The organism is Janthinobacterium sp. PSRC1-1 (genome assembly GCF_049897525.1).
Taxonomy (GTDB): Bacteria; Pseudomonadota; Gammaproteobacteria; order Burkholderiales; family Burkholderiaceae_D; genus Janthinobacterium; species Janthinobacterium tructae.
The window spans coordinates 76,536-100,009 of sequence record NZ_JAFCWK010000018.1 but is presented as its reverse complement, the minus strand read 5'-3'; the positions used below and the strand labels follow the sequence as shown (position 1 = coordinate 100,009).

General features: G+C 62.8%; 20 protein-coding genes and 1 rRNA gene. 4 read left to right on the top strand and 17 right to left on the bottom strand.

The features are described from left to right. A 5S ribosomal RNA gene (gene rrf, locus ACP7DW_RS26840) occupies window positions 1-109 on the top strand; the annotation flags it as partial. Window positions 110-223: 114 nt separating this feature from the next. Continuing rightward, entirely contained in the window at window positions 224-1,522 is a 1,299-nt protein-coding gene (locus tag ACP7DW_RS26835) for a leucine-rich repeat-containing protein kinase family protein (RefSeq protein ID WP_426057487.1), read from the top strand. Between the two features lie 53 nt (window positions 1,523-1,575). On the opposite strand, the gene ACP7DW_RS26830 is transcribed toward ACP7DW_RS26835, so the two are convergent. Continuing rightward, window positions 1,576-2,835, bottom strand: coding sequence for a nitronate monooxygenase (locus ACP7DW_RS26830; protein ID WP_100876084.1), 1,260 nt, complete (start codon window positions 2,833-2,835; stop codon window positions 1,576-1,578). A 183-nt stretch (window positions 2,836-3,018) separates the two neighbouring features. Continuing rightward, the gene (locus tag ACP7DW_RS26825) at window positions 3,019-3,504 is read right to left on the bottom strand and encodes a YajQ family cyclic di-GMP-binding protein (RefSeq protein ID WP_010396032.1); all 486 of its coding nucleotides are present in this window, start codon (window positions 3,502-3,504) and stop codon (window positions 3,019-3,021) included. Between the two features lie 185 nt (window positions 3,505-3,689). On the opposite strand from ACP7DW_RS26825, the gene murB reads away from it, so the two are divergent. Next, window positions 3,690-4,718 (top strand): UDP-N-acetylmuramate dehydrogenase, encoded by a 1,029-nt coding sequence (murB, locus tag ACP7DW_RS26820; RefSeq protein WP_426057416.1) that lies wholly within the window; start codon window positions 3,690-3,692, stop codon window positions 4,716-4,718. On the opposite strand, the gene ACP7DW_RS26815 is transcribed toward murB, so the two are convergent. From ACP7DW_RS26815 to ACP7DW_RS26745, 15 genes are all read right to left on the bottom strand, one after another. Beyond that, entirely contained in the window at window positions 4,719-5,033 is a 315-nt protein-coding gene (locus ACP7DW_RS26815; RefSeq protein WP_426057417.1) for a pyrimidine/purine nucleoside phosphorylase, read from the bottom strand. A gap of 25 nt (window positions 5,034-5,058) precedes the next feature. Then, window positions 5,059-6,084, bottom strand: coding sequence for a diguanylate cyclase (locus ACP7DW_RS26810; protein ID WP_426057418.1), 1,026 nt, complete (start codon window positions 6,082-6,084; stop codon window positions 5,059-5,061). Between the two features lie 10 nt (window positions 6,085-6,094). Continuing rightward, window positions 6,095-7,144, bottom strand: a complete 1,050-nt coding sequence (gene cheB, locus ACP7DW_RS26805) for a chemotaxis-specific protein-glutamate methyltransferase CheB (protein ID WP_426057419.1) — start codon at window positions 7,142-7,144, stop codon at window positions 6,095-6,097. Between the two features lie 10 nt (window positions 7,145-7,154). Beyond that, complete coding sequence (locus tag ACP7DW_RS26800; protein WP_426057420.1) at window positions 7,155-9,455, bottom strand: hybrid sensor histidine kinase/response regulator; 2,301 nt, start codon at window positions 9,453-9,455, stop codon at window positions 7,155-7,157. Further along, window positions 9,452-10,138, bottom strand: a complete 687-nt coding sequence (locus ACP7DW_RS26795) for a chemotaxis protein CheW (protein WP_426057421.1) — start codon at window positions 10,136-10,138, stop codon at window positions 9,452-9,454. The genes ACP7DW_RS26800 and ACP7DW_RS26795 overlap by 4 nt, the downstream gene beginning before the upstream one ends. Before the next feature lie 9 nt (window positions 10,139-10,147). Continuing rightward, window positions 10,148-11,380, bottom strand: a complete 1,233-nt coding sequence (locus ACP7DW_RS26790; protein ID WP_426057422.1) for a CheR family methyltransferase — start codon at window positions 11,378-11,380, stop codon at window positions 10,148-10,150. After that, complete coding sequence (locus tag ACP7DW_RS26785; protein WP_426057423.1) at window positions 11,377-11,832, bottom strand: chemotaxis protein CheW; 456 nt, start codon at window positions 11,830-11,832, stop codon at window positions 11,377-11,379. Before ACP7DW_RS26785 ends, ACP7DW_RS26790 begins: the two co-directional genes overlap by 4 nt. Before the next feature lie 4 nt (window positions 11,833-11,836). Further along, a complete protein-coding gene (locus tag ACP7DW_RS26780) occupies window positions 11,837-13,648 on the bottom strand; it encodes a methyl-accepting chemotaxis protein (RefSeq protein WP_426057424.1) in 1,812 nt (603 codons plus the stop codon). Between the two features lie 313 nt (window positions 13,649-13,961). Next, on the bottom strand, window positions 13,962-15,197 hold the full coding sequence (locus ACP7DW_RS26775; RefSeq protein WP_100876093.1) for an argininosuccinate synthase: 1,236 nt from the start codon (window positions 15,195-15,197) through the stop codon (window positions 13,962-13,964). A gap of 69 nt (window positions 15,198-15,266) precedes the next feature. After that, complete coding sequence (argF, locus tag ACP7DW_RS26770) at window positions 15,267-16,187, bottom strand: ornithine carbamoyltransferase (protein WP_426057425.1); 921 nt, start codon at window positions 16,185-16,187, stop codon at window positions 15,267-15,269. Window positions 16,188-16,473: 286 nt separating this feature from the next. Next, a complete protein-coding gene (locus ACP7DW_RS26765) occupies window positions 16,474-19,326 on the bottom strand; it encodes an ATP-binding protein (protein ID WP_426085178.1) in 2,853 nt (950 codons plus the stop codon). A gap of 175 nt (window positions 19,327-19,501) precedes the next feature. Continuing rightward, a complete protein-coding gene (locus ACP7DW_RS26760; protein ID WP_426057427.1) occupies window positions 19,502-19,957 on the bottom strand; it encodes a hypothetical protein in 456 nt (151 codons plus the stop codon). A 267-nt stretch (window positions 19,958-20,224) separates the two neighbouring features. Next, window positions 20,225-21,130, bottom strand: a complete 906-nt coding sequence (gene rsgA / locus ACP7DW_RS26755) for a ribosome small subunit-dependent GTPase A (protein WP_096234426.1) — start codon at window positions 21,128-21,130, stop codon at window positions 20,225-20,227. Continuing rightward, window positions 21,127-21,492, bottom strand: coding sequence for a 4a-hydroxytetrahydrobiopterin dehydratase (locus ACP7DW_RS26750; protein WP_426057428.1), 366 nt, complete (start codon window positions 21,490-21,492; stop codon window positions 21,127-21,129). The genes rsgA and ACP7DW_RS26750 overlap by 4 nt, the downstream gene beginning before the upstream one ends. Then, window positions 21,489-22,769 carry a M48 family metallopeptidase gene (locus tag ACP7DW_RS26745; protein ID WP_426057429.1) on the bottom strand — a complete coding sequence of 427 codons (1,281 nt, stop codon included), beginning with the start codon at window positions 22,767-22,769 and terminating at the stop codon, window positions 21,489-21,491. The genes ACP7DW_RS26750 and ACP7DW_RS26745 overlap by 4 nt, the downstream gene beginning before the upstream one ends. A gap of 56 nt (window positions 22,770-22,825) precedes the next feature. Here ACP7DW_RS26745 and orn point away from each other — a divergent pair, with 56 nt between their 5' ends. Continuing rightward, window positions 22,826-23,434: an oligoribonuclease gene (gene orn / locus ACP7DW_RS26740; RefSeq protein WP_180287809.1), complete on the top strand. Its 609-nt coding sequence runs from the start codon at window positions 22,826-22,828 to the stop codon at window positions 23,432-23,434. Window positions 23,435-23,474 lie beyond the last annotated feature (40 nt).

The window sequence follows — 23,474 nt, the reverse complement described above, 5'->3', positions numbered from 1 at the left end:
ATGACCATAGCAAGTTGGTCCCACCCCTTCCCATCCCGAACAGGACCGTGAAACAACTTTGCGCCGATGATAGTGCTGCAACCAGTGTGAAAGTAGGTTATCGTCAGGCTTGTTATTCGCAGTAGAGAAAAACCCCACCGGTTTCCGGTGGGGTTTTTTTTCGTCCGCTGGATTGAGCTATACCAGCGCTTGCCGGGTTTTTGAAAGGGATATCTTGTCTGCTGTGCATACACTGGAACAATTACACACTGGCCAACTGGCCGGCGTGCGCCGCCTGACGCTGTCCTGTGGCTTGAGCGACTTCCCCCGTGAGATATTCGACCTGGCCGACAGCCTGGAAATCCTTGATTTGTCGGGCAATGCGCTGTCCTCCCTGCCTGACGATTTGCCGCGCCTGCACAAGCTGCGCATCATTTTTTGCTCGGATAATCTGTTCACCACCTTGCCGGCCGTGCTCGGTTCCTGTCCTGCGCTGGAAATGATCGGTTTCAAGGCGAACCGAATCGACCATGTGCCAGCCGCAGCCTTGCCGCCCAGGCTGCGCTGGCTGACCCTGACCGACAATGCCATCGACGTCTTGCCGGATGCGCTGGGCAAGTGCGGTGCATTGCAGAAACTCATGCTGGCGGGAAATTGTCTGGCCAGCTTGCCCGCCTCCCTGGCCAATTGCCGCCAATTGGAACTGGTGCGCATTGCCGCCAACCGTTTCACGGCGCTGCCCGATTGCCTGTTGTCCTTGCCACGCCTGAGCTGGCTCGCGTATGCGGGCAACCCGTTCACGCAAGCGCGCGAACTGGCAGTCCTGACCGATGCCGGCACGGCGGGTGTGGCCTGGTCCCGCCTGGCATTGGCGCAGCAGCTGGGCGAGGGCGCATCGGGCGTGATATACCGTGCCCGCCTCGATGGGCGTGATGATGTCGCCGTCAAAGTATTCAAGGGGGAGATGACCAGCGACGGCTTGCCACGCAGCGAAATGGCCGCCTGTGTCGGCGCCGGTACGCACGCGGGCCTGATTCCCATCCTTGGGACGCTCGATGGGCATCCGCAACAGGCGATGGGCCTGGTCATGCCGCTCATCGATGCTGCCTTCCGCAACCTGGCCGGTCCGCCCAGCCTGGCGTCATGCACGCGCGATGTGTATGCCGATGGCGTGCGCTTGGATGCGCCGCAAGCGCTGGCCATTGCCCATGGCATCGCCTCGGCCGTATGCCAACTGCATGCGCGCGGCATCGTGCATGGTGATTTGTATGGCCACAATATCCTGCATGCGCACGCCGGTGCCTGCCTGCTGGGCGACTTTGGCGCGGCGTCCATGTTTGCGCCCGGTTCGCCGCAAGGGGACTTGCTGCAGGGTATAGAGGCGCGCGCCTTTGGCGTGCTGCTGGGCGAGTTGATCGCGCATTGCGCGACACCCTTGCCCGGCCTGCAAGCCATGATGGATGCCTGCCTGCAGGAAGACGTGCTGCGGCGGCCACAGTTCGAGGTGATCGAGCGGGCATTGCGGGACATGCTTCCCGCATAAAAAATGGCGCAGCCTTCGCAGGCTGCGCCATTTTTACTTCAGGCTGAGCATATTCAGCCTTGGACTGCTTTTTCCGGCAGGGCGATCTGGTTGTCGACGCTGAACTGGTAATCCTTGAAGACATGTTCGGCCGTCAGGATCTGGTATTCGCCGTTGTCGAGCTTGTGCGTGGTGTCCTTCAGGCGATACGTGTAATGGCCGCAGGTCCAGCAGTTGAAGTTGCGCATGTGCGTGCACAGGCAGGTCTTGTCCATCACGACGACGGTTTTTTGTTCCGGATGGGCTGCCACTTCGCGGTTGTACGAGTTGATGTAGGCGCAGTTGCCCGTCGCGTCGAGCAGATAACCATACGATTCGCAGCCTGGACGGATGCCGGCGCCGATGGCGGGCGTGTTTTTCAGCATGCGCATCGGGTAGCCCGTCGGCGAGACGCCGTTGACGATGATGTCTTCTTCCGAGGCCTTGTAGTATTCCTGCTTGACCTTGTTTGGCAAGCCGCATTCCTCGGTGACGGTGAAGCGCGTCGCCACTTGTACGCCAGCTGCGCCCGCTTCCAGGAAGGAGACGGCATCGCTGCCCGTGAAGATGCCGCCGGCGGCGATCAGCGGGATGTCCAGCTGTTCCGTTTTCAGATAGGCCAGCAGTTCCGCGGTGATCGTGTGCAGGTCGTAATTGGCCCAGTCCATGCCGAACCCCAGGTGGCCGCCGGCCAATGGTCCCTCGACGATGATGAAGTCGGGCAGGCGGTCCAGCTTGGCGTTCTTGCGCAGGAAAATCTGCAGGGCGCGCACGGACGAGACGATGATGCCCAGTTTGGCGTCACGGAAACGTGGATGGTCGGCCATCAGCGCAAACGAGCCGAAGTGCAGGCCGGCCGACAGGGTGATGCCGTCGATGCCCGCGTCCAGCGCCGCATTCAGGCGCACGCGCAAGGTTTCGCGGGGGCCATTCATGGTCAGCTTTTCCATGCAATTGACGAAGATCAAGCCATCGCCTTTTTTCGCTTCCATGGTGCGGCCGATATGCAGGCGCTGCGCTTCGGCCAGGCGGCCCAGGTCGAACTGCACCACGGCCTTGTCGCTGTTATTGATGTTGAACTTGTACAGTTTCGTCTTGTCTTTGACGAAAGTGGTGTCGAAACGGCGATCCGACACATCTTCCACCATGGCATCGGAGATATGCCCGATACCGTTCAGCCGGGCCGCTTCCAGGGCCAGCTCCGACGTGGAAATATCCACACCCATTCCGCCTATCATGATGGGCACATATTCTTTTTTGCCAAATCGCAGGCGGAAATCATCAACACGTTTCATTGCTATCCTTAGACTACCGTGGTTATCACTGAGCCAGATGTACGGTCAAGCCCGCTACCGGTCGGGCGCGCGGGCGCATGTAGCTGTGCGCAGCTTCAATTCTACTCCAAGCGGGCAGGCGCTCCGTGGCGGCTTGCCATCATGCCGGTGCAAGCGCAGGCCGCAGCGTGCGCCGCAGCGGAATTAATCGCGGAAATTGTTAAATTCCAGCGGCATGTCGGGCACGTCCTTGCGCAGCATGGTCATGGCCGCCTGCAGGTCGTCGCGCTTGGCGCCCGTGACGCGCACGGCTTCACCCTGGATGCTCGCTTGTACCTTCATCTTGCTGTCCTTGATGACGCGCACGATTTTCTTGGCATCATCCGATTCGATGCCATTCTTGATCTTGATGATCTGCTTGACCTTGTCGCCGCCGATCTTCTTGATGTCGCCTTCGTCGAGGAAGCGCACATCGACCTTGCGTTTGGTCAATTTGTTCGTCAGCACGTCGCGTACCTGGCTGAGCTGGAATTCCGAGTCCGCAAACGCGGTCAATTCGTTTTCCTTGTGTTCGACGCGGGCGTCGCTGCCCTTGAAGTCGAAGCGGGTCGTGATTTCCTTGTTGGATTGCTCGACGGCATTCTTGACTTCGATCATATCGGCTTCGGAGACTACATCAAATGATGGCATGGTCTGTTCCTTTTCTTGTTAAAGCGAGCGCGCGCTCGGCGCACTGGGCCTTGGCGGCTGATTCTGCGCCATGGGACGGCCCTGTTAAAGATGCGACATTTTAACGGACAACGGGCAAGTCGCCCTTGTCCTGCGGTGGTTTTTTGTCGCTTTCGCTCTATAATCGAGCAAAATTCCCCTATCCCATGCATCCAGAGCTCACCATCGAACACAATTACTCCCTCCAGCGCCTGAATACCTTCGGCATCACGGCCAATGCGGCCGCCTACGTATGCATCACTTCGCACGCCCAATTGCAGGCCGCGCTGCAAGATCCCGCCTTGTCGGCCATGCCACGCCTGATACTGGGCGGCGGCAGCAACATCGTCCTGACGGGCGACTTTCCGGGCGCCGTGCTGCACATGGCCACGCGCGGCATGCGCCTGGCGCAGGCGGACTTCGAGACCATCCTCGTCACGGCCGCCGCCGGTGAAAACTGGCACGACTTCGTGCAGTGGACCCTGGCGCAAGGCGTCGGCGGGCTGGAAAACCTGTCGCTGATCCCCGGTACCGTGGGCGCTGCCCCTATCCAGAATATTGGCGCGTATGGCGTTGAAATCAAGGATTATCTGCATAGCGTGAGCGTCATGCATAGCGCCAGCGGCATCGTCTTCGACATGGACCGCGACGCTTGCCGTTTCGCTTATCGCGACAGCATCTTCAAGCAGGCGGACGGGCGCGAACTGATCGTGCTGGAAGTGACGTTTGCGTTGCCGGCCGAGTGGCAGCCGAACTTGCGCTATGCGGAACTGGCACAGGCCGTGGCCGAGCGCCATCTTGCCGAACCGACACCGCAACAGGTGGCCGAGACGGTGATGGCGATACGCCGGCGTAAATTGCCGGACCCGGCCGTGATCGGCAATGCGGGTAGCTTCTTCAAGAATCCCGTGGTGTCACGCGAGCAATGTCTTGCCTTGTTGGAACGATTCCCCACCTTGGTGCACCATGCGCAAGCCGATGGTACGGAAAAGCTGGCAGCCGGCTGGCTGATCGATCAGTGCGGCTGGAAGGGAAAAAACCTGGGGCCCGCGGGAGTGTATCCCAAGCAGGCGCTGGTTCTGGTGAATAATGGCGGCGCTCGTGGCGCGGACATTACCCGGCTGGCGGCAGCGATACAGGATGATGTAGAGGCGAAATATGGCGTGCGCCTGTCGCCCGAGCCTGTGTTTGTCTGATTATCCGAAGTGGCAGACGTAGTCGACAGTTTCGACGGTTTCAATATCAAAATGGCTATTGCCCGGGATTTTGAATTCCGTGCCCGCGCCATAGCTGTTCCACTCCGTCGCGTCGGCCAGGCGTACCTTGCACAGGCCGCCGACGATTTCCATCGTTTCCGGCGCGCCCGTGTTGAAGCGCAGCGATGACGGAAAAATCACGCCCACGCTTTTCTTCGTGCCATCGGCCAGGATGACGTTGTGTGAAATACACTTGCCGTCAAAGTAGATATTCGACTTCTTGACGACGCTGACATTGTCCAGTTGTGTGCTCATGCTTCACTTTCCTTGCTGTTAAAAATCAGTCTTCGACGTCAGCGGCGCTCAACACGCTGTTGCGTCCGCCGCGCTTGGCCGCGTACAGGGCCTGGTCGGCGCGGTTGATCAGTTGCTCGACCGTCGAGTCCGGGGACGGCACGATGGTGGCCACGCCGATCGAGATGGTGACGATGCCCGTGCTTGCCGCCGGGTTCTCGATCTGCAAGCCCTCCAGGTGACGCCGGCATGCTTCGGCGATCAGCAAGGCCCCTGCGGCCTGCGTTTCAGGCAGGATCAGGGCGAATTCCTCGCCGCCATAGCGCGCTGCCAGGTCGGCCGGGCGTTTCAGATGTTCCGTCAGCACGGCGGCGACTTTTTTCAGGCCCAGATCGCCCGCCAGGTGGCCAAAGTGATCGTTATAGCTTTTAAAATGGTCGATATCGCAGAACAGCAGGCTCAGCGGCGTCTTGTCGCGCTGGCCCCGCTGCCATTCGAATTGCAAGGTTTCATCGAAGCGGCGGCGATTGGCGATGCCCGTCAAGCCATCGAGGGCGGCGAGCTTCTGCAATTCAATATTCGCATCGGCCAGGTTTTTTTGGCTTTCGCGCAGGAAACGAAATGCCTGGTCGCGCTGCAGCCGGCTGATGTGCGCATTGGAATGGTAGCGTATGCGCGCCAGCAATTCCAGGCGGTCCGGCAGTTTCACCACGTAATCATTGGCGCCGACGGCAAAGCTGTGGGCCTTCAGTTTCGGGTCATCCTTGGCCGACAGCACGATCACCGGCACATGCGCGAGCGCCGCGTGTTCGCGGTACAGCTGGATCAGCGCGAAGCCGTCGATGCCCGGCAGCACCAGGTCTTGCAGGATGACGGTCGGTTGCAGGCGCAGCGCCGTGTCCAGCGCCTGCGTGGCGTCGGTCACGTAATGAAACTCGATATCCTGCTGGTCGCTCAGCATGCGCCGGATTGCCTCAGCAATGATCAACTGGTCGTCCACCAGCAGCACGCTGACCTTGAATTCGGTCAATGCGGGCTCTTGCAGGGTGAAACTGGAGGAAAATTCTGGCATTGCATTCTTTTCAGAGGTTAGGGGAGGACTCCCACCCATTGTTGAGTTTTGCGCCCAGGCGGTTGCGCAAGCTGGCGCCTATTCTATCCAATGGCAGGATTTGCTGCGCTGCATCGAGTTCGGCTGCCGCGCGCGGCATGCCATACACGGCACTGCTGGCCTGGTCTTGCGCTATCGTCGTCTTGCCCGCGCGGCGCATGGCCAGCAAGCCGTCGCCGCCATCGCGGCCCATGCCTGTGAGCAACACGCCGATGGCATCGCCGCGCCAGTGCTGTGCCACGCAATGGAAGAAGACATCGACGGAAGGACGGTAAACATAGTCGCGTGGTGCCGCATCGTAACCCAAACGATAATTTTGATCTAGCAGCAAGTGATCATTGGTCTTGGCGACCAGCACGCTGCCTGCCACCAGTTCGTCGCCCTCGGCGATCACGCGCACCGGCATGTCCAATTGATCGTCCAGCCATTTGGCGAAGTGCGAGGCGAAAGTTTCATCGATATGTTGCACCACCACGATGGCGCAGCCGGGCGGCGCCGTCCAGCCCGACAGCACCTTGGCCACCGCTGACGGCCCGCCCGTCGAGGCGCCGATGGCCACCAGGGTGGTGACCTGGCCATCGCCGCGCTCGCCGTTCGCTTGCACCTGGCGTGGCGGCGGCGCTTCGGCGCTGTGGCGTATCAGCTTGCCGATGGTCTTGATCTTGGCCAGCAGTTCGCTGTCGCCGCCCACTTCTCCCTGCAGCACGGGCGTGGCCGTGACGTCGAGCGCGCCGGCGCCCAGCGCGCGGAACACCTGGTTGACATTGTCCTGCGGGCGTCCCGTGACCACCAGGATGGCGCACGGGCTTTGCTCCATGATCAGGCGCGTCGCTTCCACGCCATCCATCTCCGGCATGTTCAGGTCCATCAGGATCAGGTCGGGACGGTTGCCCTCGCACATGCGCACGGCCTCCAGTCCCGTGCGGGCGATCCACAGCACCTGGTGCTCCTGCGTGCTGGCCACCACCCGGCGCAGGGCCTCGGCGGCCATGGCGACATCGTTGACAATGGCAATTTTCATGAAGTACGACTCATAAGCTGGCATCTCCTATCAGGTCGGCCACCGCGTCGAGCAAGGTCTCGTCGTGGAAGCTGCCTTTGGTCAGATAATAATCGGCGCCGGCGGACAGGCCGCGCGCTCGATCTTCAGGGCGGTCCTTGTATGAAACGATCATCACCGGCAGCTTGTGCAGGTGCAGGTCTTTCTTGATCAGCGAGACCAGCTCGATGCCATCCATGCGCGGCATGTCCACGTCGGTGATCACCAGGTCGTACTCGCCGCTGCGCACCACGTTCCAGCCGTCGATGCCGTCGATGGCCACGTCGACCTCGAAGCCGCGCGCCAGCAGCAGCTTGCGCTCCATTTCGCGCACCGTCAGCGAATCGTCGACGACGAGGATGCGCTTGGCGCGGCGCTGCTGCGCGTGGCCGGCCTGCGCCAGCTGGTGCAGGCCGCCCTCGTGCAGCAGTTTGTCGATCGACAGCAGCAAATCGGGCACGTCGAGGATCAGCACCGGCTCGCCGTCGTCGAGCAGGGCGGCGGCGGAAATGTCGCGCATCTTGCCAAAGATCGGATCGATGGCCTGCACCGCCAGGCTTTGTTCGCCGCGGATGGCGTCGACCACCAGCGCATAGCTCTGCTTGCCGCGCCCGATCACCACCACCGGCAAATCGTCGGCGCTGCCGGGCGTTTCGCCCAGCTCCAGCACCTGCGCCGCCGACACCAGGCCCAGATGCTCGCCTTTGAGTTCAAAGAACTGCTTGTTTTCCAAGGTATGGATGGCCGCTTGCGGCACGCGCACCACGCTTTCCACCTTGACGATGGGGATGGCGTAGGCCTCGCCCTGGATGTCGATCACCAGCGCGCGTACGATCGACTGCGTCAGCGGCAGGGTAATCAGGGCGCGAAAACCCCGTCCCGGCTCCGATTCCAGGCGCACCGTGCCGTTTTGCTGGCGTATCGTCTCGTGCACGATATCGAGGCCCACGCCGCGTCCGGACAATTGATTGGCCGTCGCTTTCAGGCTGAAGGCGGGCAGGAACAAAAATTCCAGCAGCTCGCCCGGCGACAGCGCGGCGGCCATGGCGGGGCTGGCCATCTTGCGCTCGATGACGGACTGGCGGATTTTTTCCAGGTCGACGCCGCGCCCGTCGTCGCTGATCTCGATGCTCAGCATGCCGGCGCGGTGGCGCGCTTCCATGCGTATCGTGCCCATTGCTGTCTTGCCCGCGTCGATGCGCTCGTACGGGCCTTCCATGCCATGGTCGATGGCATTCCTGAGCATGTGGTTCAGCGGGCTTTCGATCTTCGCCAGGATGTCGCGGTCAACCAGCGTGTCTTCGCCGTCGATCTCCAGCTGCACCTCCTTGCCCAGGCTGCGCGCCAGGTCGCGCACCATGCGCGGGAACGCGTGGATGCCGTCGCGGAAAGGGCGCATGCGCAGGGCCAGCACTTCGTCGACCATGCCCTGCGAGACGGCCAGCAGGCGCCGCTCATAGGTTTCGATGTCGGCGATGTGCTCGAGCATGAACTGCTTCAGCGGCTGCGTCTTGTGCAGCGCCAGCAGGGACTTTTCCATCAGATCCGGATCGCCCGAGCGGGCAATGGCGACGTGCAGCTGTTCGATGGCCGAAAACAGGCTGCTCTGGTTGCGCTTGAAGCGCTGCAGGGCGCCGACGAACGGGTGCATCTGGTGCGCATTGATGCGCGATTCGCTGGCCAGCGACAGCAATTTGTCGAAATTCTGCCCCTGGGCCTTGGCTGGTGCTGCTGCGCCGGTCGCCGTACGCGGCGCCGGGGCGGCCGTTTCCGCTTCCTCTCCCGCCAGGCCGCTGGCCACGGCGGCCTGTGGTTCGGCCGCTTCCGGCGGCAAGGTAGCAGGCGCGGGGGCCGAGGGCAGGGCCGGCAATTCCGGTAGCTCGGCGATGCCGGCGATGGCGTTCAGGGTCTGGTCGATCTGCGTCGCGTTGGCGGCCAGCCACGCTTCGGCGCCCGCATCGTCCAGGCGTGACAGCTGCACGATCAGGTCGACGCCCGACAGCAGCACATCGACCCGCTCCGGCGTGAGTTTCAAGCGGCCATGCTGGGCGGCGACAAAGCTGTCTTCCATGCCGTGCGCCAGTTGCACCACCACTTGCAGGCCGACGATGGCGGCCGCGCCCTTGATCGAGTGCGCCGCGCGCATCATCGATTCGACGGCGGCCGCGTCGCCCGCATGGCGCTCCATGGCCAGCAAGCCATCGGTGAGAATCTGGGTCTGGCTGTCCGCCTCCATGCGGAACAGGTCCAGCATGGAAAAGGCACTCAGGTCGCCGTGCTGGTCCTGGCTCATCGTAATAGTCTCGCAAGTTGAAAGCCGATCAGCGCCGTGTCGAGGCAGCCGATGCGCATGTCGCCCTCGGTGATGACACCCGACAGATAGCGCGACAGGCCCTTGTTGATGGTGGCCGCAGGCGCCTGCACGGCGCTTGAAGCGTAGCGCACGATGCCGTGCAGGTCGGCCACGGGCAGCGCATAGGCCTGTTCTTCCCAGCGCATCAGCAGCAGGCGCGCAAAGGTGTGGCGGCCGCGGGCCGCAGGCGCACCCTGTTCGTCGATGCCCAGCAAACTGGCCAGCGACATGCACGGATACAGCTTGCCGCCGATATTGACGATGCCAGACAGGCCCCGCCCGCTGCGGTGCGGCAGCACGTGCGGCTTGGCTTGCGGCGCGACGGAGTCGAACACGCGCGTGGGCAGCGCCAGCCATTCGCGGCCGATGCGAAACACCAGCGCCGAGCTGTCGCGCACTTCGCCGCCCGCATCGGTCTGGCGAAAGTGGCTGGCCCAGTCGCGCTGGTAATGTGCGTCCACGGGCCGTTGCAGGTTGCGCTGGGCGGCGCCCGCGTACACGTCGCAGTTGCGGCAATGTACATTGGCTGGCAGCCTGGGGCAACTCTGGTCGCCGACCACACCGATATGGTTCCAGCAGTCGTCGATGCTGGCGGAGGACTCGGTGGCGATGAGGTTGGTCATGCTTGCCCCTTAGTTGGACGCCTGGCGGCGCTGGTAGATGCGCGCCGCGCGCGCCTTCATGGTGGCGGCGGCGGTGTGGTTGCCATTGCGTTCGGCCAGCAGGGACAGGTGGCACAGCGCCTCGTAATGATCGGGCTGCAAATAGATGCAGCGGCGCCAGTAGTCGTCGGCCAGGTCCATCTTGCCGGCCAGTTCATTGATCATGCCCAGCATGAAATACGCTTCGGCCGCCTCGGGTACGCGCGCCAGGTGGGCATGGCATTTTTCGCCCGCCTCGCGCAACTGGCCACGGTCGGCCAGCCGGCGCGCTTCGGCCAGCAGATCCGCCGGTGGCTGCGGCGCCTGCACCGGCACGGGGCGCGGACGCGCCGCCGGCGCAGGGGCTGCGCGGGCCGGTGCGGGCCGTGGCGCGGGCGGCACGCTGCGCAGCGCGCGCGTCGGCGGCAAGGCGGCCACCTGGATCACGGCGGCCGGTGGCGTGGCTTCCTTTTTCAGCGCGAAGGCCTGGCGGAACTGCAGCGGCGCAAAGCCGTTCTGGCAGAACGACGGCACTTCCGCATAGCCGGCCAGCAGCATGCCGTCGTCGGCCAGCAGGGCGGACAGGTTGGAGATGGCGGCGCGCGTGGTCGGCTTGTCGAAATAAATCAGCAGGTTGCGGCAGAAGATGACGTCGTAATGGCGGCTGCAGGTGGCGGTGTCGAACTGCAGCAGGTTGCCCTGCCTGAAGGTGACTTGCTCGCGCAAGGAGTCGATGATGCGGTAGGCGTCGTCGGCCACGTGCGTGAAATAGCGTTCGCGGAAGGCCACGTCCTGGGCGCGGAAGGCGTTGCGGCCATACACGCCGGCCTGCGCCCGTTCGATGCAGCCGGGACTGAGGTCATACGCGTCGATGCTGAACGCCTGTTTCGGCACAGCGCCGTCGCGCAGCGCCATGGCCATCGAATACGGTTCCTCGCCGCCCGCGCAGGGGATCGACAGGATGCGCGTGGCGCGCCCGCGCGCCCAGCGTTCCTGCACCAGTTCGACGGTGGCGTAGAACGCCTGCGGGTCGCGGAACAGCCACGATTCGGGCACCACCACCAGCTCGATCAATTGCGTCATTTCGGCCGGCGTGAGCGCCTGCAGGTAGGCGGCACTATCGCTAAAGCCCGTCTGCTCCATGCGCTGGCCCACGGCCCGCTCGGCCACGGCTTTGGAGACGGACAGGCCGGTCGCGCGGCGCAGCAGGGCTTGGGCCGTCATGCCGCGCCCGCGTCTTGAAACAGCATCGCACGCACGTCCGGCGGCAGCAGATGCGCCAGTTCGACCAGCTGCACGATGCCGTCGGCGTCGCTGGCCACCTGGCCCAGGAACGGTGCCGTCGCCACGCCGCTGTCTTCAAGCTGTTGCGGGTCGATGTCGGCGATGCCGCGCACCTGCGAGGCCATCAAGCCCAGCGCATGCGTGGCGCCGCCAGCTGCGCGGTAGTCGACGACGACGATGCGCGTGTCGAACTGCGCGGCGGCGGCCGGCAGCCCGGCCAGGCGCGACAGATCGATCACGGGCACGGGCGTGCCGTGCAAGTCCATCAGGCCGGCCACATAGTCGGGCGTGAGCGGCAGCTGCTTCAGTTCCAGCAGCGGCAGCACGCGCACGATGCCGGCCAGGGGCAGGCCGTAGCGGTCGCGTCCGATGTGAAAGACCAGTACTTTCATGGGATCAGATGGTCACGGCAAAGGTCGAGACGCTCGACTGCAGGTCGCCCGCCGCATACTGCAGCTGGTGCACCGCCTCGCTGGTGGCTTTCAGGGACTCCACCGTTTGCTGGGTGGCGTCGTTAAGCTGCATCATGGTGTCGGAAATCTGCGACGCGCCTATCGCTTGCGACTGCATGCCTTGCAGCACGGCATCAAATTGCGGCGTGAGCTTTTGCACCTGGTCCATCACGGATGACAGCTGCTCGGCCACTTGCCGCACTTCGCCCACGCTGCGGCGAATTTCCTCGGAAAATTTATCCATGCCCATCACGCTGGCCGACACGGCCGACTGCATTTCCTTGAGCATTTGCTCGATATCCCAGGTGGAAACAGAGGTCTGGTCGGCCAGGCGGCGGATTTCCGTCGCCACCACGGAAAAGCCGCGGCCCGCCTCGCCCGCCTTTTCCGCCTCGATGGCGGCGTTCAGCGAGAGGATGTTGGTCTGGTCGGCCACCTTGGTGATGGTGATCAGGACGCTATTGATATTGCTGGCCTTTTCCGACAGGGCGGCCAGCTTGGCATTGATGGAGTCGGTGGCCGAGACCATGTGCTGCATGGTCGAATCCATGCGCTTGAGGTTGTTTTGCGCCTCGGCCGTGGCATTCGTCGTGTAGTCGGCCACGGCCGTGGCGTCTTCCATGGTTTTGAGCAACTGGCTCGTATTGGCCGAGATTTCCTTGGTGGTGCTGAGGATTTCCACGCTGGTTTGCGCTTGCTCGATGCCGGTCGCTTCCTGCTGGCGTGCCGAGGCGGCGATTTCCGTGGCCGACGTCGTCACCTGGATGCCGGCCTTTTGCACATTGTTGAGCAGGCTGCGCAGGTTTTCGAACATCTTCGCCAGGCCGTTGCCCAGCTGGCCGATGGCGTCGCTGCCCGTGATGCCGACCTTGCCCGTCAGGTCGCCCGAGGCTGCTTTCGACACCACTTCCAGCAAGGAGTCGACCTTGGCGCGCAAGCTATTCGTGGCCGCCAGTTCATTGGCCTGGTTGTCCTGGATGGTTTGCGCCATGCGGTTGAATTCTTCCGTCACCTTGCCCAGTTCGTCGCGCGAGAGGATGGCGGCGCGCGCGTTCTGCTCGCCGCCGGCGATGCGCCCGACGGCATCCGTCAGGTTGTTCAGCGGAGCGAGGATGGAACGGCCCAGCAGGTAGGAAATGCCCAGCGCCAGCACGACGCACAGCAAGCCCCCCAGGGCCAGGGTCAGCATCATGGTTTCCTGTAATTTTGCCGTGGCGGTCGTGCGTTCGGCCAGCAAGCGCGATTCTTCGGCCGCAGCTTCGTCGAGCAGCTTGTTCGCTTGCTTGACGGCCGGGTAGCCGCCTGGTGGCATGGTGCGCGCCACCGCTTCTGTGGCGCCCGGGCCATTGCCCAGCGCGCGGCGCTTCTCGATCAGCGGATCGATCCACTCCTTGACCCAGGTGCTGGTCAACTGGTCGATCTTGCGGAAACGTTCCGACTGCACCTTGTTGTCGACCGTCATGGCGATGGCTTTTTGCATGTGCTGCGCCAACACCGCCATCTCGTCCGTTTCAGGGTTCAGCGAGGCTTCGTTGCCGGTGAGGATGAAACCGCGCGCTTCCACCTGGATTTGCAGGATGGAATTGTGGATCTTGTCCATCTCGATCAGTACTTCCATCGTGTGCCGGTCCCAGGCATTGGCTTCCGACAGGCGCGTAAAACTGTTGTAGGCCACGCCCAGCAGGATCAGGATGATGGCCACGATGGAGCCGAAGCCCAGGTACAGTTTATTCTTGATACTCAGGTCTTTGAACATGGTGGCTCCGGAAGCGGGAATTTTTCGACTAAGAGCGCCTAACAGAACCGTAGCGAGCGGCAGTGAGTTGCGGCTGAGAAGCGCAGCTGTGCTAATGCACAGTGAGCATCGGAGGCCGCAAATCGCGACGCGCAGTAGGTTATGTTAGGTGCTCTAAATTGCACTGTAGCATTTTGCCACGGGGACAGCAAAACGGGGGCGGATACGGGAGCTGCAGGGGGGTAAAATCGCGGACCAGTGCGTTCCAGACGTAAAAAAGCCGCCCGTGGGCGGCTTTCGGCTGGTACGGGAGGCGGCGCCTCCCGACAACTGATTACTTCTGGCCGCGCTTTTCGCGGGCGATGGCGGCGATGCGCATGCGCAAGGCGTTCAGCTTGATGAAGCCGCCGGCATCGGCCTGGTTGTAGGCGCCGCCGTCTTCGTCGAAGGTGGCGATGTTCATGTCGAACAGCGAATCGGTCTTCGAATCGCGCGAGACGACGATGACATTGCCCTTGTACAGCTTGATGCGTACCCAGCCGTTCACGGTTTCCTGCGTGTGGTCGATCAGGGTTTGCAGGGCAACGCGCTCGGGCGCCCACCAGTAGCCGTTGTAGATCATCGATGCGTAGCGCGGCATCAGGTCATCTTTCAGGTGGGCCACTTCGCGGTCCAGGGTGATCGATTCGATGGCGCGGTGGGCTTTGAGCATGATGGTGCCGCCCGGGGTTTCATAGCAGCCGCGCGATTTCATGCCGACGTAGCGGTTTTCCACCAGGTCCAGGCGTCCCACGCCATGCTTGCCGCCCACTTTGTTCAGTTCGGCCAGCACGGTGGCGGGCGACATGCGCACGCCGTTGATGGCGACGATGTCGCCTTTTTCGTATTCGATGTCCAGGTACTCGGCTTCGTCCGGCGCCTTTTCAGGGCTGACCGTCCAGCGCCACATGGTCTCTTCCGCTTCGGCGCTCGGGTTTTCCAGGTGACGGCCTTCAAAGCTGATGTGCAGCAAGTTGGCGTCCATCGAGTACGGCGCGCCGCCGTTCTTGTGCTTCATGTCGATGTCGATGCCGGCGTCTTCCGCGTACTTCAGCAGTTTTTCGCGCGACAGCAGATCCCACTCGCGCCATGGGGCGATGATTTTCACGCCAGGTTTGAGCGCGTAGGCGCCCAGTTCGAAACGCACTTGGTCGTTGCCCTTGCCGGTCGCGCCGTGCGAGATGGCGTCGGCGCCGGTGGCGTTGGCGATTTCGATCAGGCGCTTGGCGATCAGCGGACGGGCGATCGAGGTGCCCAGCAGGTATTCGCCTTCGTACACGGTGTTGGCGCGGAACATCGGGAAGACGAAATCGCGCACGAATTCTTCGCGTACGTCTTCGATATGGATGTTTTCCGGCTTGATGCCGAATTTGATGGCCTTGGCGCGCGCCGGTTCCAGTTCTTCACCCTGGCCCAGGTCGGCCGTGAAGGTGACGATTTCGCACTGGTAGTTATCTTGCAGCCATTTCAGGATGACGGAGGTGTCGAGTCCGCCGGAATAGGCCAGGACTACTTTTTTAATGTCGCTCATATTGCTTCCAGTTGTCGTTGTCGATGTATGTATTGCGATGCTGCCAGAATGGTTGCAGTGCCTGGCGAATTAAGTGATTTTACCGAGTAACAGGTATTCGATCAGCGCTTTTTGCACGTGCAGGCGGTTTTCCGCCTCGTCCCACACCACCGATTGCGGGCCGTCGATCACCTCGGCGGCCACTTCCTCGCCACGGTGGGCGGGCAGGCAGTGCATGAACAGGGCGTCGGGCGCGGCGCGGGCCATCTTCGCGCCATCGACGATCCAGCCGTCGAAGGCGGCGATGCGGGCCGCGTTTTCCGCTTCGTAGCCCATGCTGGTCCACACGTCCGTGTTGACCAGGTGCGCGCCCTCGCAGGCGTCCGATGGATTGGCGAAGAACGTGTAGCGCTCGGTCTTGACTTGCGCCAAATCGATGTCATAGCCCTGCGGCGTCGACACGTTGACGTGGAAACCGAACACTTCGGCCGCCTGCAGCCACGAGTACAGCATGTTGTTGGCATCGCCGATCCAGGCGACGACCTTGCCGGCGATCGAGCCGCGGTGTTCGATATAGGTGAAGATGTCGGCAAATACCTGGCACGGGTGGTGTTCATTGGTCAGTCCATTGATCACCGGCACGCGCGAATTGGCGGCGAAACGCTCGATGATTTCCTGGCCAAACGTGCGCACCATGATGATGTCGCACATGCGCGACATGACCTGGCCCGCGTCTTCCACCGGCTCGCCGCGGCCCAATTGGGAATCGCGCGTGTTCAGGTAGATGGCGGCGCCGCCCAGCTGGTGCATGCCCGCTTCGAACGACAATCGCGTGCGGGTGGAGTTCTTTTCAAAGACCATCACCAGGGTGCGGTCGATCAGTGGATGGTAGATTTCGTAATTCTTGAACTTGCGCTTGATCAGATGGGCGCGTTCGATCACATATTCGTACTCTTCCAACGTGAAATCGGAGAACTGGAGGTAATGCTTGATCGGTTTTTTTGTCGACATAATGACCACTTGAAGATGCGCAGGCCGCCGGCGGCGTGCCTTTCCCGCCGGGTTGCATCAGCGTACAACATCTCGTCTGATGACTGCCTCGCCCGGCGCGCTGCTGTGTTGATCGGTGCCCGTGCCTGTTTGTCGCGCGGGTCGATGCGGTTTGCCAAGTTGTAAATCATGCAATGGCAGGGACTTCAGCCATTCAATTATAAGGGTTTTGCTTTTAGATTGGAAAGACCGGCCGGACGGGTACTTGTGTAGACAAGTGGCCGCGTTCAGCCAGGCGCTTGCCGGCTCAATAGATGTTGGCCGGCGTGGCCGCATCGATCTGTGGCGCCAGCAGCGGCAGATCGAGTGTGAAACGCGTACCGGAGGCGCTGCTGGTCACCTGGATGGTGCCACCCAGCAAGGCCGTGACGATGTTGTAGCTGATCGACAAACCGAGGCCGCTGCCGCCCTGGCCCAGCTTGGTAGTAAAGAAGGGGTCGAAGATGCGCGACAGATGCTGTTCGGCAATGCCGCCGCCATTGTCGGCAAAGACGATCTGTACGCGCGCGCCATCGAGCGTGGCGGACAGGCGCATGCAGCCCGCGCCGGCGCCGCCATCGTTGGGCGCGGGAGCGAACGCGTGCAGCAGGGCGTTGTTGATCAGGTTGGTGATCACCTGGCCGAACGGGCCCGGATAGCTGTCCATGGCGATGCCGAAGGCGATGTCCGTCTCGATGCGGTGGCCCGAACTGCGGATGCGGTTCATGACGGTGGCGATGATTTCATTGCTCACCTGTTGCAGGTCAAACTGGCGCCGCTGTTCCGTGGTGCGGTCGACGGCCACCTGCTTGAAGCTGTTGACCAGCTCGGCCGCACTGTGCAGGCCGCGCATCACCAGCGCCGACGCCTTGCCCGCATCCTCGATGTAGGCGGCCAGGTCGGAGCGGCGCAGGCCGGGACCGTTCATCAGGCGTTCCACGTCTTCCGTCTTTTGCTGCATGGTGCTGGCGATCAACAGACTGTTGCCGATCGGGGTATTGAGTTCATGCGCCACGCCGGCCATCAGGGAACCGAGGGCGGCGAGTTTTTCCTGCGACACCAGTTGCGCCTGGGCATCTTGCAGCTGCCGGTAGGCGCTGGCATTGTCGAGCGCGATGGCGCCATACGCGCACAGGGTGCGGAAGATCAGCCGTTCGCGTTCGCCGTAGGCGTGGGCATGGCAAGCCTGCACCGTCATCACGCCCAGCACGCGCTCGCCCACCGTCAAGGGCACGTACAGCACGCTCTGGTTATGCAGGGTGCCGGGCACCGTGTAGGCGTGGCGCTTGGGCGGCACCTGGTCGATATACACTTCGCGCCGGCCCAGCAGGCAGCGCACGGAGTAGGCGCGTGGATTGCTGAGGGGAATGGCGTTGTCGGACAGCGGCCGGCCCGCTTCCATGCCGTGCGCGCGGCGCAGGGCCGTGCCCGCCGCATCGAGCATGTAGACGGCGAAGGTGTTGACTGGCAGCAAGGCATGCACGTGGCGGTCCAGCACCTGGAACACGGCGCTGGCGTCGAGGTGGGTGGTGATTTCCTGGCCGATGGCCGACAGCCGTTCCAGCGTGTCGCTGGTCTGTTGCAGCACTTCGGCACGGCGCGCTTCGGAGGCGGCCAGTTCGCGGTGGTGATAGCCTTCCGAGCGCGCATGTGCCGTCTGGTGGTAGACCTGCATGGCGGTGGCGCGGTTGCTGGCCTGCTGGGTGTGGCTTTTTTCGCGCGCCACGCCCGCATCGAGGGCGATATCATAGGCGCGCGCATAGTCGCCCGCATGCGCGTATTCGCGTGCCAGCGCATCGAGCAGTTCGCCGGGCGGCACATAGCCTTCGATGGACGAGGCTACCTGCAGCGCCTGGTGCAGGAAATGCAGGGCCGGATTGCGTTCCTGCATGCCTGCCGGCGGCGGCAGCTCGTGGCGCGCATGCAGCATGGCCAGCACGCGCAGCGCCGCCACCTGGTGCATGGCGTCGCCCTGCGCCGTGGCCAGCTGCCGCGCCCGCTCGGCCGCCTGCAGCGCCTCGTCCGGCCGGTCCAGGTAGGACAGCGCGTGGGCGCTGCCGCGCTGCGCCATGCTGCGGAAATCGGCCTGGCCCAGCGCTTCGGCGCGCTGCGCCAGGCGGCTGAAGGCGTCGAGCGCCGTGTCGTAGTCGCCCTTGTCCAGGCTCAGTTCGCCCAGGTGGAACAGCGCGTTGGCATACGTGCGCGCACCCGACATGGGCGCCAGGATCTGCAGCGCTTCGCGCAACAAGTCTTCGGCGGCGGTCAGGCGTCCCAGCTTGCGCATGGTTTCGGCCGTATGCGTCTGGCAGGCGCCGATGCTGCGCGGCCAGCCCGTGGGCCGGGCCAGATCCAGCGCGCACTGCATCCATTCGAGGGCCGATTCGTTGTCGTTGAGGCTGGAGAAACAGTCACCGATATTGATGGCGGCCGTGATGGCGCCGCGCAGCTGGCCGCTGTCCAGCGCCGCCTCGTAGCTTTGCATGTAGTAGCCGGCGGCCGCGCCCAGGTCGCGCGAGGTGTGCGCCAGCAAGCCGCGGAAGTCATGCACCCAGGCGGCCAGCGGCGCGGCCAGCTTGACGCCGGCGTCGGCCTGGAAGTGCCCGCTCCAGCGCGCCTGCGCGGCAGGCGCATCGCGCAACACGGCCCAGCGCGCCGAGGCCGCGTCGGCCAGGCTGGCGCGCATCGCATCGCCGGCGCCGCGCGCTTGCTGCGCCGCGGCCAGCAGTTCGGCATCGCAACGGGCATGGTCGCCCCGGTCGACGGCGATCGAGGACAGCAGCCAGTGGGCGTCGGCGCAACCGACGGCGTCGCCGTGCGCGTCGCAGGTTGCGCGTGCCGCCATGGCCAGGCTTTCCGCAGAGTCGAGCGCGCCTTGCAGCCACGCTACTTCCGCCTGCACCAGTTGCAGGCGCGCGCGCGCCTGTTCCCGTGCTGCCGCTTCCTGGCCGCCCAGCGGCAGCAGCAGGTGCGCTTCCTCGCTCAGCGCAATTGCTCTGGTGCAATCACGCTGGCGCAAATGCCAGGACAGCAACAGCAGCAGCGGTACGCGCCCGGCGCCGCGCAACGGCAGCAATGCGCTTTCCCACTGCGCCACGTCATGTTCGAGCGCGAACATTTCCATTCAAGCATTCTCCCCGCAAACAGTAGCACCAGCCTGCGACCGCACAGGCCATGTGTCATCGCATTGTAAGCTGCATTCAGGGGAATTGTTCAGTGCGCTGGTCAGAATGATGTATCCGACATGGCGCCACCGGCGGGGGCGATTTGCCCCCGGCGTCCGATGCCGAGCCCGGCGCTTAGCGCGATACGAGGCGGATGCTGGCGCTGCCCGTCACGGTGCTGGCGCTGCGCATGTCGGCGGGCATGCGCAAGCCGGGCAGGAACTGGGCATCGTCGATCACCACATGCTCGCCTTCATTGCTGAAGACGAAGGTGGCTCCCTTTTTGGTGACGAATTGGCCAGGGCCGGTAGGGTAGATTTCCACGCTGGCCTTTTCCTGCCATTCGCGGTCATCGATCAGGCGGCCAAAAAAATGCTTGTCCTGCTGGCGCACTTCCAGCCGTTGTCCATTCGACAGGCGGTATTGCTGTTCGATGTCGAAGGCTTCCTGGGCCGTGACGTGATAGTAGGCGCCCGAGGTCACGCGCACGCTGTCAGCGGTTTGCGGTGCGGTGGTGGTTTGCGCCTGGGCGGTGCCGCCAGCAAGGGCGAAGAGAGCGGCGAGGAGGGGGAGTAAGCGTTTGGTATGCATGACATTCACCTTCGATCAGGATGACAGGATTGGTTAGGGTTAGATCGTGTGGTCGCTGGCGGGTTTCCGGCAGGGACTGGTGTCAAGTTAGCAAACGCGCCTCACCATCGCCAGCGGCAGGCGATGGAAGGCAGGTTTGACGCGCTGAAATGCCGAAAACGGCGGATGAACGGTTTTGGGATTAAAGTCGGATGGCGGGCTCGGCTGCAAAATTAAATTTCGCCAGCCGAGCTTTTTCTATCGCTATCTTTGTTCTGTGGCGTGTGCTTAGTAGAGGGTCTGCGCCGATTCGTGCAGCAGCTGGCCATACAGGGTATGGCGCATCTTGGCAATTTTTCCTTCAGACAAGGCTTGCAGGATGGCGCACTGCGGCTCGATCAGATGACGGCAGTTGTAGAACTTGCAGCCGCCCAGGTAGGGCTGGAATTCGCGGAAGGCGCGTTCCAGCATGCCTTCGGACAAGTGGTATAGGCCGAATTCCTGGAAGCCGGGCGAATCGATGATGGAGCTGTTGGCGCCCAGTTCGTCCAGTTTGTACAGGCGCGTAAAGGTCGTCGTATGCTTGCCCGTGTCGAGCGCGGCCGAGATTTCGCGCACGGCGATGTCCGCGTCCGGCACCAGCAGGTTGATCAGCGACGATTTGCCCATGCCCGACTGGCCGATCAGGATCGACGACTGGCCCGCCAGCAGCGGCGCCAGGGTGGCCACGGCGTGCTCCGGTTCGGCGCGCGCCGATACCTCATCGACGGGATAGCCCATCGAGGAATACGGCAGCAGGCGTTCGCGGGCGCGCTCCAGCGAGGCCGTCACGTCCGTTTTATTCAGGATGATGCGCGCCGCGATGCCGGCCGCGTCGGCCGCCACCAGCGAGCGCGAGATCAGGTCGTCGGCAAAGCCCGGTTCCGTCGCCACGACGATGAACAGCTGCGTCAGGTTGGCTGCCAGCAGCTTGGACTTGTACTGGTCCGAGCGGTACAGCAGGGTCTTGCGTTCCTCGATGCGGTCGATGACGGCCTGGTCGTTGGAGGTGCGCGTCAGGTGCACGATGTCGCCCACGGCCACATTGGTCTTCTTGCCGCGCGTTACGCATTGCAGCTTGGCGCCATCCACGTCGGCCAGATAATGGCGGCCGTGGGCGGCGATGATGATACCCGTCAACTTGCCTTCGCTCATGGGGCCACCTGGCTGCTCTGGTAGATGAGGTCGGCCTTGGCGGCGCAGATGAAGTCGTTTTCGGACAGGCCGCCGGCGCCCTGGTTGACCGAGTGCGTATCGTAGCGCACGGCGCAGGTTTTGTAAGTGATGATGAGCTCCGGATGGTGGTCTTGCGTATGGGTCATATAGGCCAGGGCGTTCACGAACGCCAGGGTCTGGTAGTAATTCTTGAAGCCGAAGTCGCGGCACAGCTTGCCATTTTGCAGCGTCCACTGGGGCAGCAGGGCGTGCAGGGTGGCGATGTCCGTGTCGCCCAGCGCCTGCTGGCGCGGCGAGCAACTCAGTTGGGCCAGGTCTTGCGAAGTCGATGGCGTATTCATGTCGTAGCCCCTTTCAGGTGGCGGATGCGCACGCTGGCCGGCGGATGCGAGTCGTAGAAGGCCGAGTGCAGCGGGTCGGGCGTCAGGGTCGACGCATTGTCTTCATACATTTTGACGAGCGCCGAGACCAGGTCGTCCGCCTGCGTGTGCGTGGCGGCAAAGGCGTCGGCCTCGAATTCGTGCTTGCGCGAGCTGAGCGAGGTCAACGGTCCCAGCAGGAAAGTGAAGACGGGCAAGGCCAGCATGAACAGCAGCAGGGCCAGCGCGTCCGTCGGCTGGCCCGTCAGTGCCAGGGTGACGGGATCGACACCCAGGCCCGCATAAAACCATGGCTGCGTCTTCAGGAAGCCCAGCAGCGCCAGAAAGCCCAGCGAGATGACGAACATCATGGCGATGCGCTTGACGATGTGCTTGAGCTTGAAATGGCCCAGTTCATGCGCCAGCACGGCTTCGATTTCCTGCGGCGCCAGGCGCGACAGCAGGGTGTCGAAGAAAACGATGCGCTTGTTGGCACCAAAACCCGAGAAATACGCATTGCCGTGGGCGCTGCGCTTCGAGCCGTCCATCACGAACAAGCCTTTCGAGGCGAAACCGACGCGCTGCATCAAGCCTTCGATGCGGCTTTTCAAGGATTCGTCGGCCAGCGGCGTGAATTTGTTGAACAGGGGAGCGATGACGGTGGGAAACAGCACCATCATCAGCAACTGGAAGCCGCTCCAGACGAACCACGCGTACAGCCACCACAGGTCGCCCGACCTGGCCATCAGGGTCAGCACGACCCAGATCAGCGGCAGGCCGATGGCCGCGCCCAGGCCCACGCCCTTGAGCATGTCGGTAAAAAACAGCTTGCGTGCCATGGTGTTGAAGCCGAAACGTTGTTCCAGCACGAATTGGCGGTAGTAATCGAAGGGCAGGTCGATCAGGCCGGAAATGATGGCGAAGGCGGCGATCAGGGCGATCTGGTACAGCATGGGCGAACCCGCTCCCATCCAGTCATTCAGGGACAGCGCCAGCCATTGCAGGCCGCCCAGCAAGGTGAAACCGATCAGCACGGCGTAGTTGACCAGCAAGGTCAGCAAGCCGAACTTGGTCTTCGCCACCGTATAGTCGGCCGCCTTCTGGTGCGCAGCCAGCGGGATCTTTTCCGCGAATTCGGGCGGCACCGCGGCGCGGTGGGCCAGCACGTGGCGAATCTGCCGCGAAGCGAGCCAGAAGCGCACTGCCAGGGTCAAAACGAGGACGGATACAAACAAAATCGAAAACGCGAGTGAATACATTCTGTGCCTGTGAGAAAATGGCTGATTATTTAGTTTGATTAGGCCAAGAGAGAATTATGTCACAAGCGACCGACTTATCTGCACCCACCTCTGCATCCACCCCCGCACCCGCCGTGCCGGCACGTCCAAACGAGATGAACCTGGTCTGGGTCGACATGGAAATGACGGGCCTGGAGCCCGATACCGACCGCATCATCGAAGTGGCGGTGGTGGTGACGGACATGCATTTGAACCTGCTGGCCGAAGGCCCCGTGTTCGTGATCCACCAGTCGGATGAAACGCTGAACAAGATGGATGCCTGGAACAAGGGCACGCATGGCCGCTCGGGCCTGATCGACAAGGTGAAAGCGTCGACCGTGACGGAAGCGCAGGCGGAAGCGGAACTGATCGCGTTCCTGAAGAAATACGTACCGGCAGGCAAGTCGCCCATGTGCGGCAACACCATCGGCCAGGACCGCCGCTTCATGGTGCGCGGCATGCCGAAGCTGGAAGCGTTCTTCCACTATCGTAATGTTGACGTATCGACATTGAAAGAGCTGTGCAAGCGCTGGAAGCCGGAAATCGCCACCGGCTTCAAGAAACACCAGAAGCACACGGCATTGGCCGATATCCTGGAGTCGATCGAAGAGCTGAAATACTACCGTGAGCATTTTATTAAACTGTAATGGTGTTGTCGGGTTACGCGCTATGCGCTAACCCGACCTA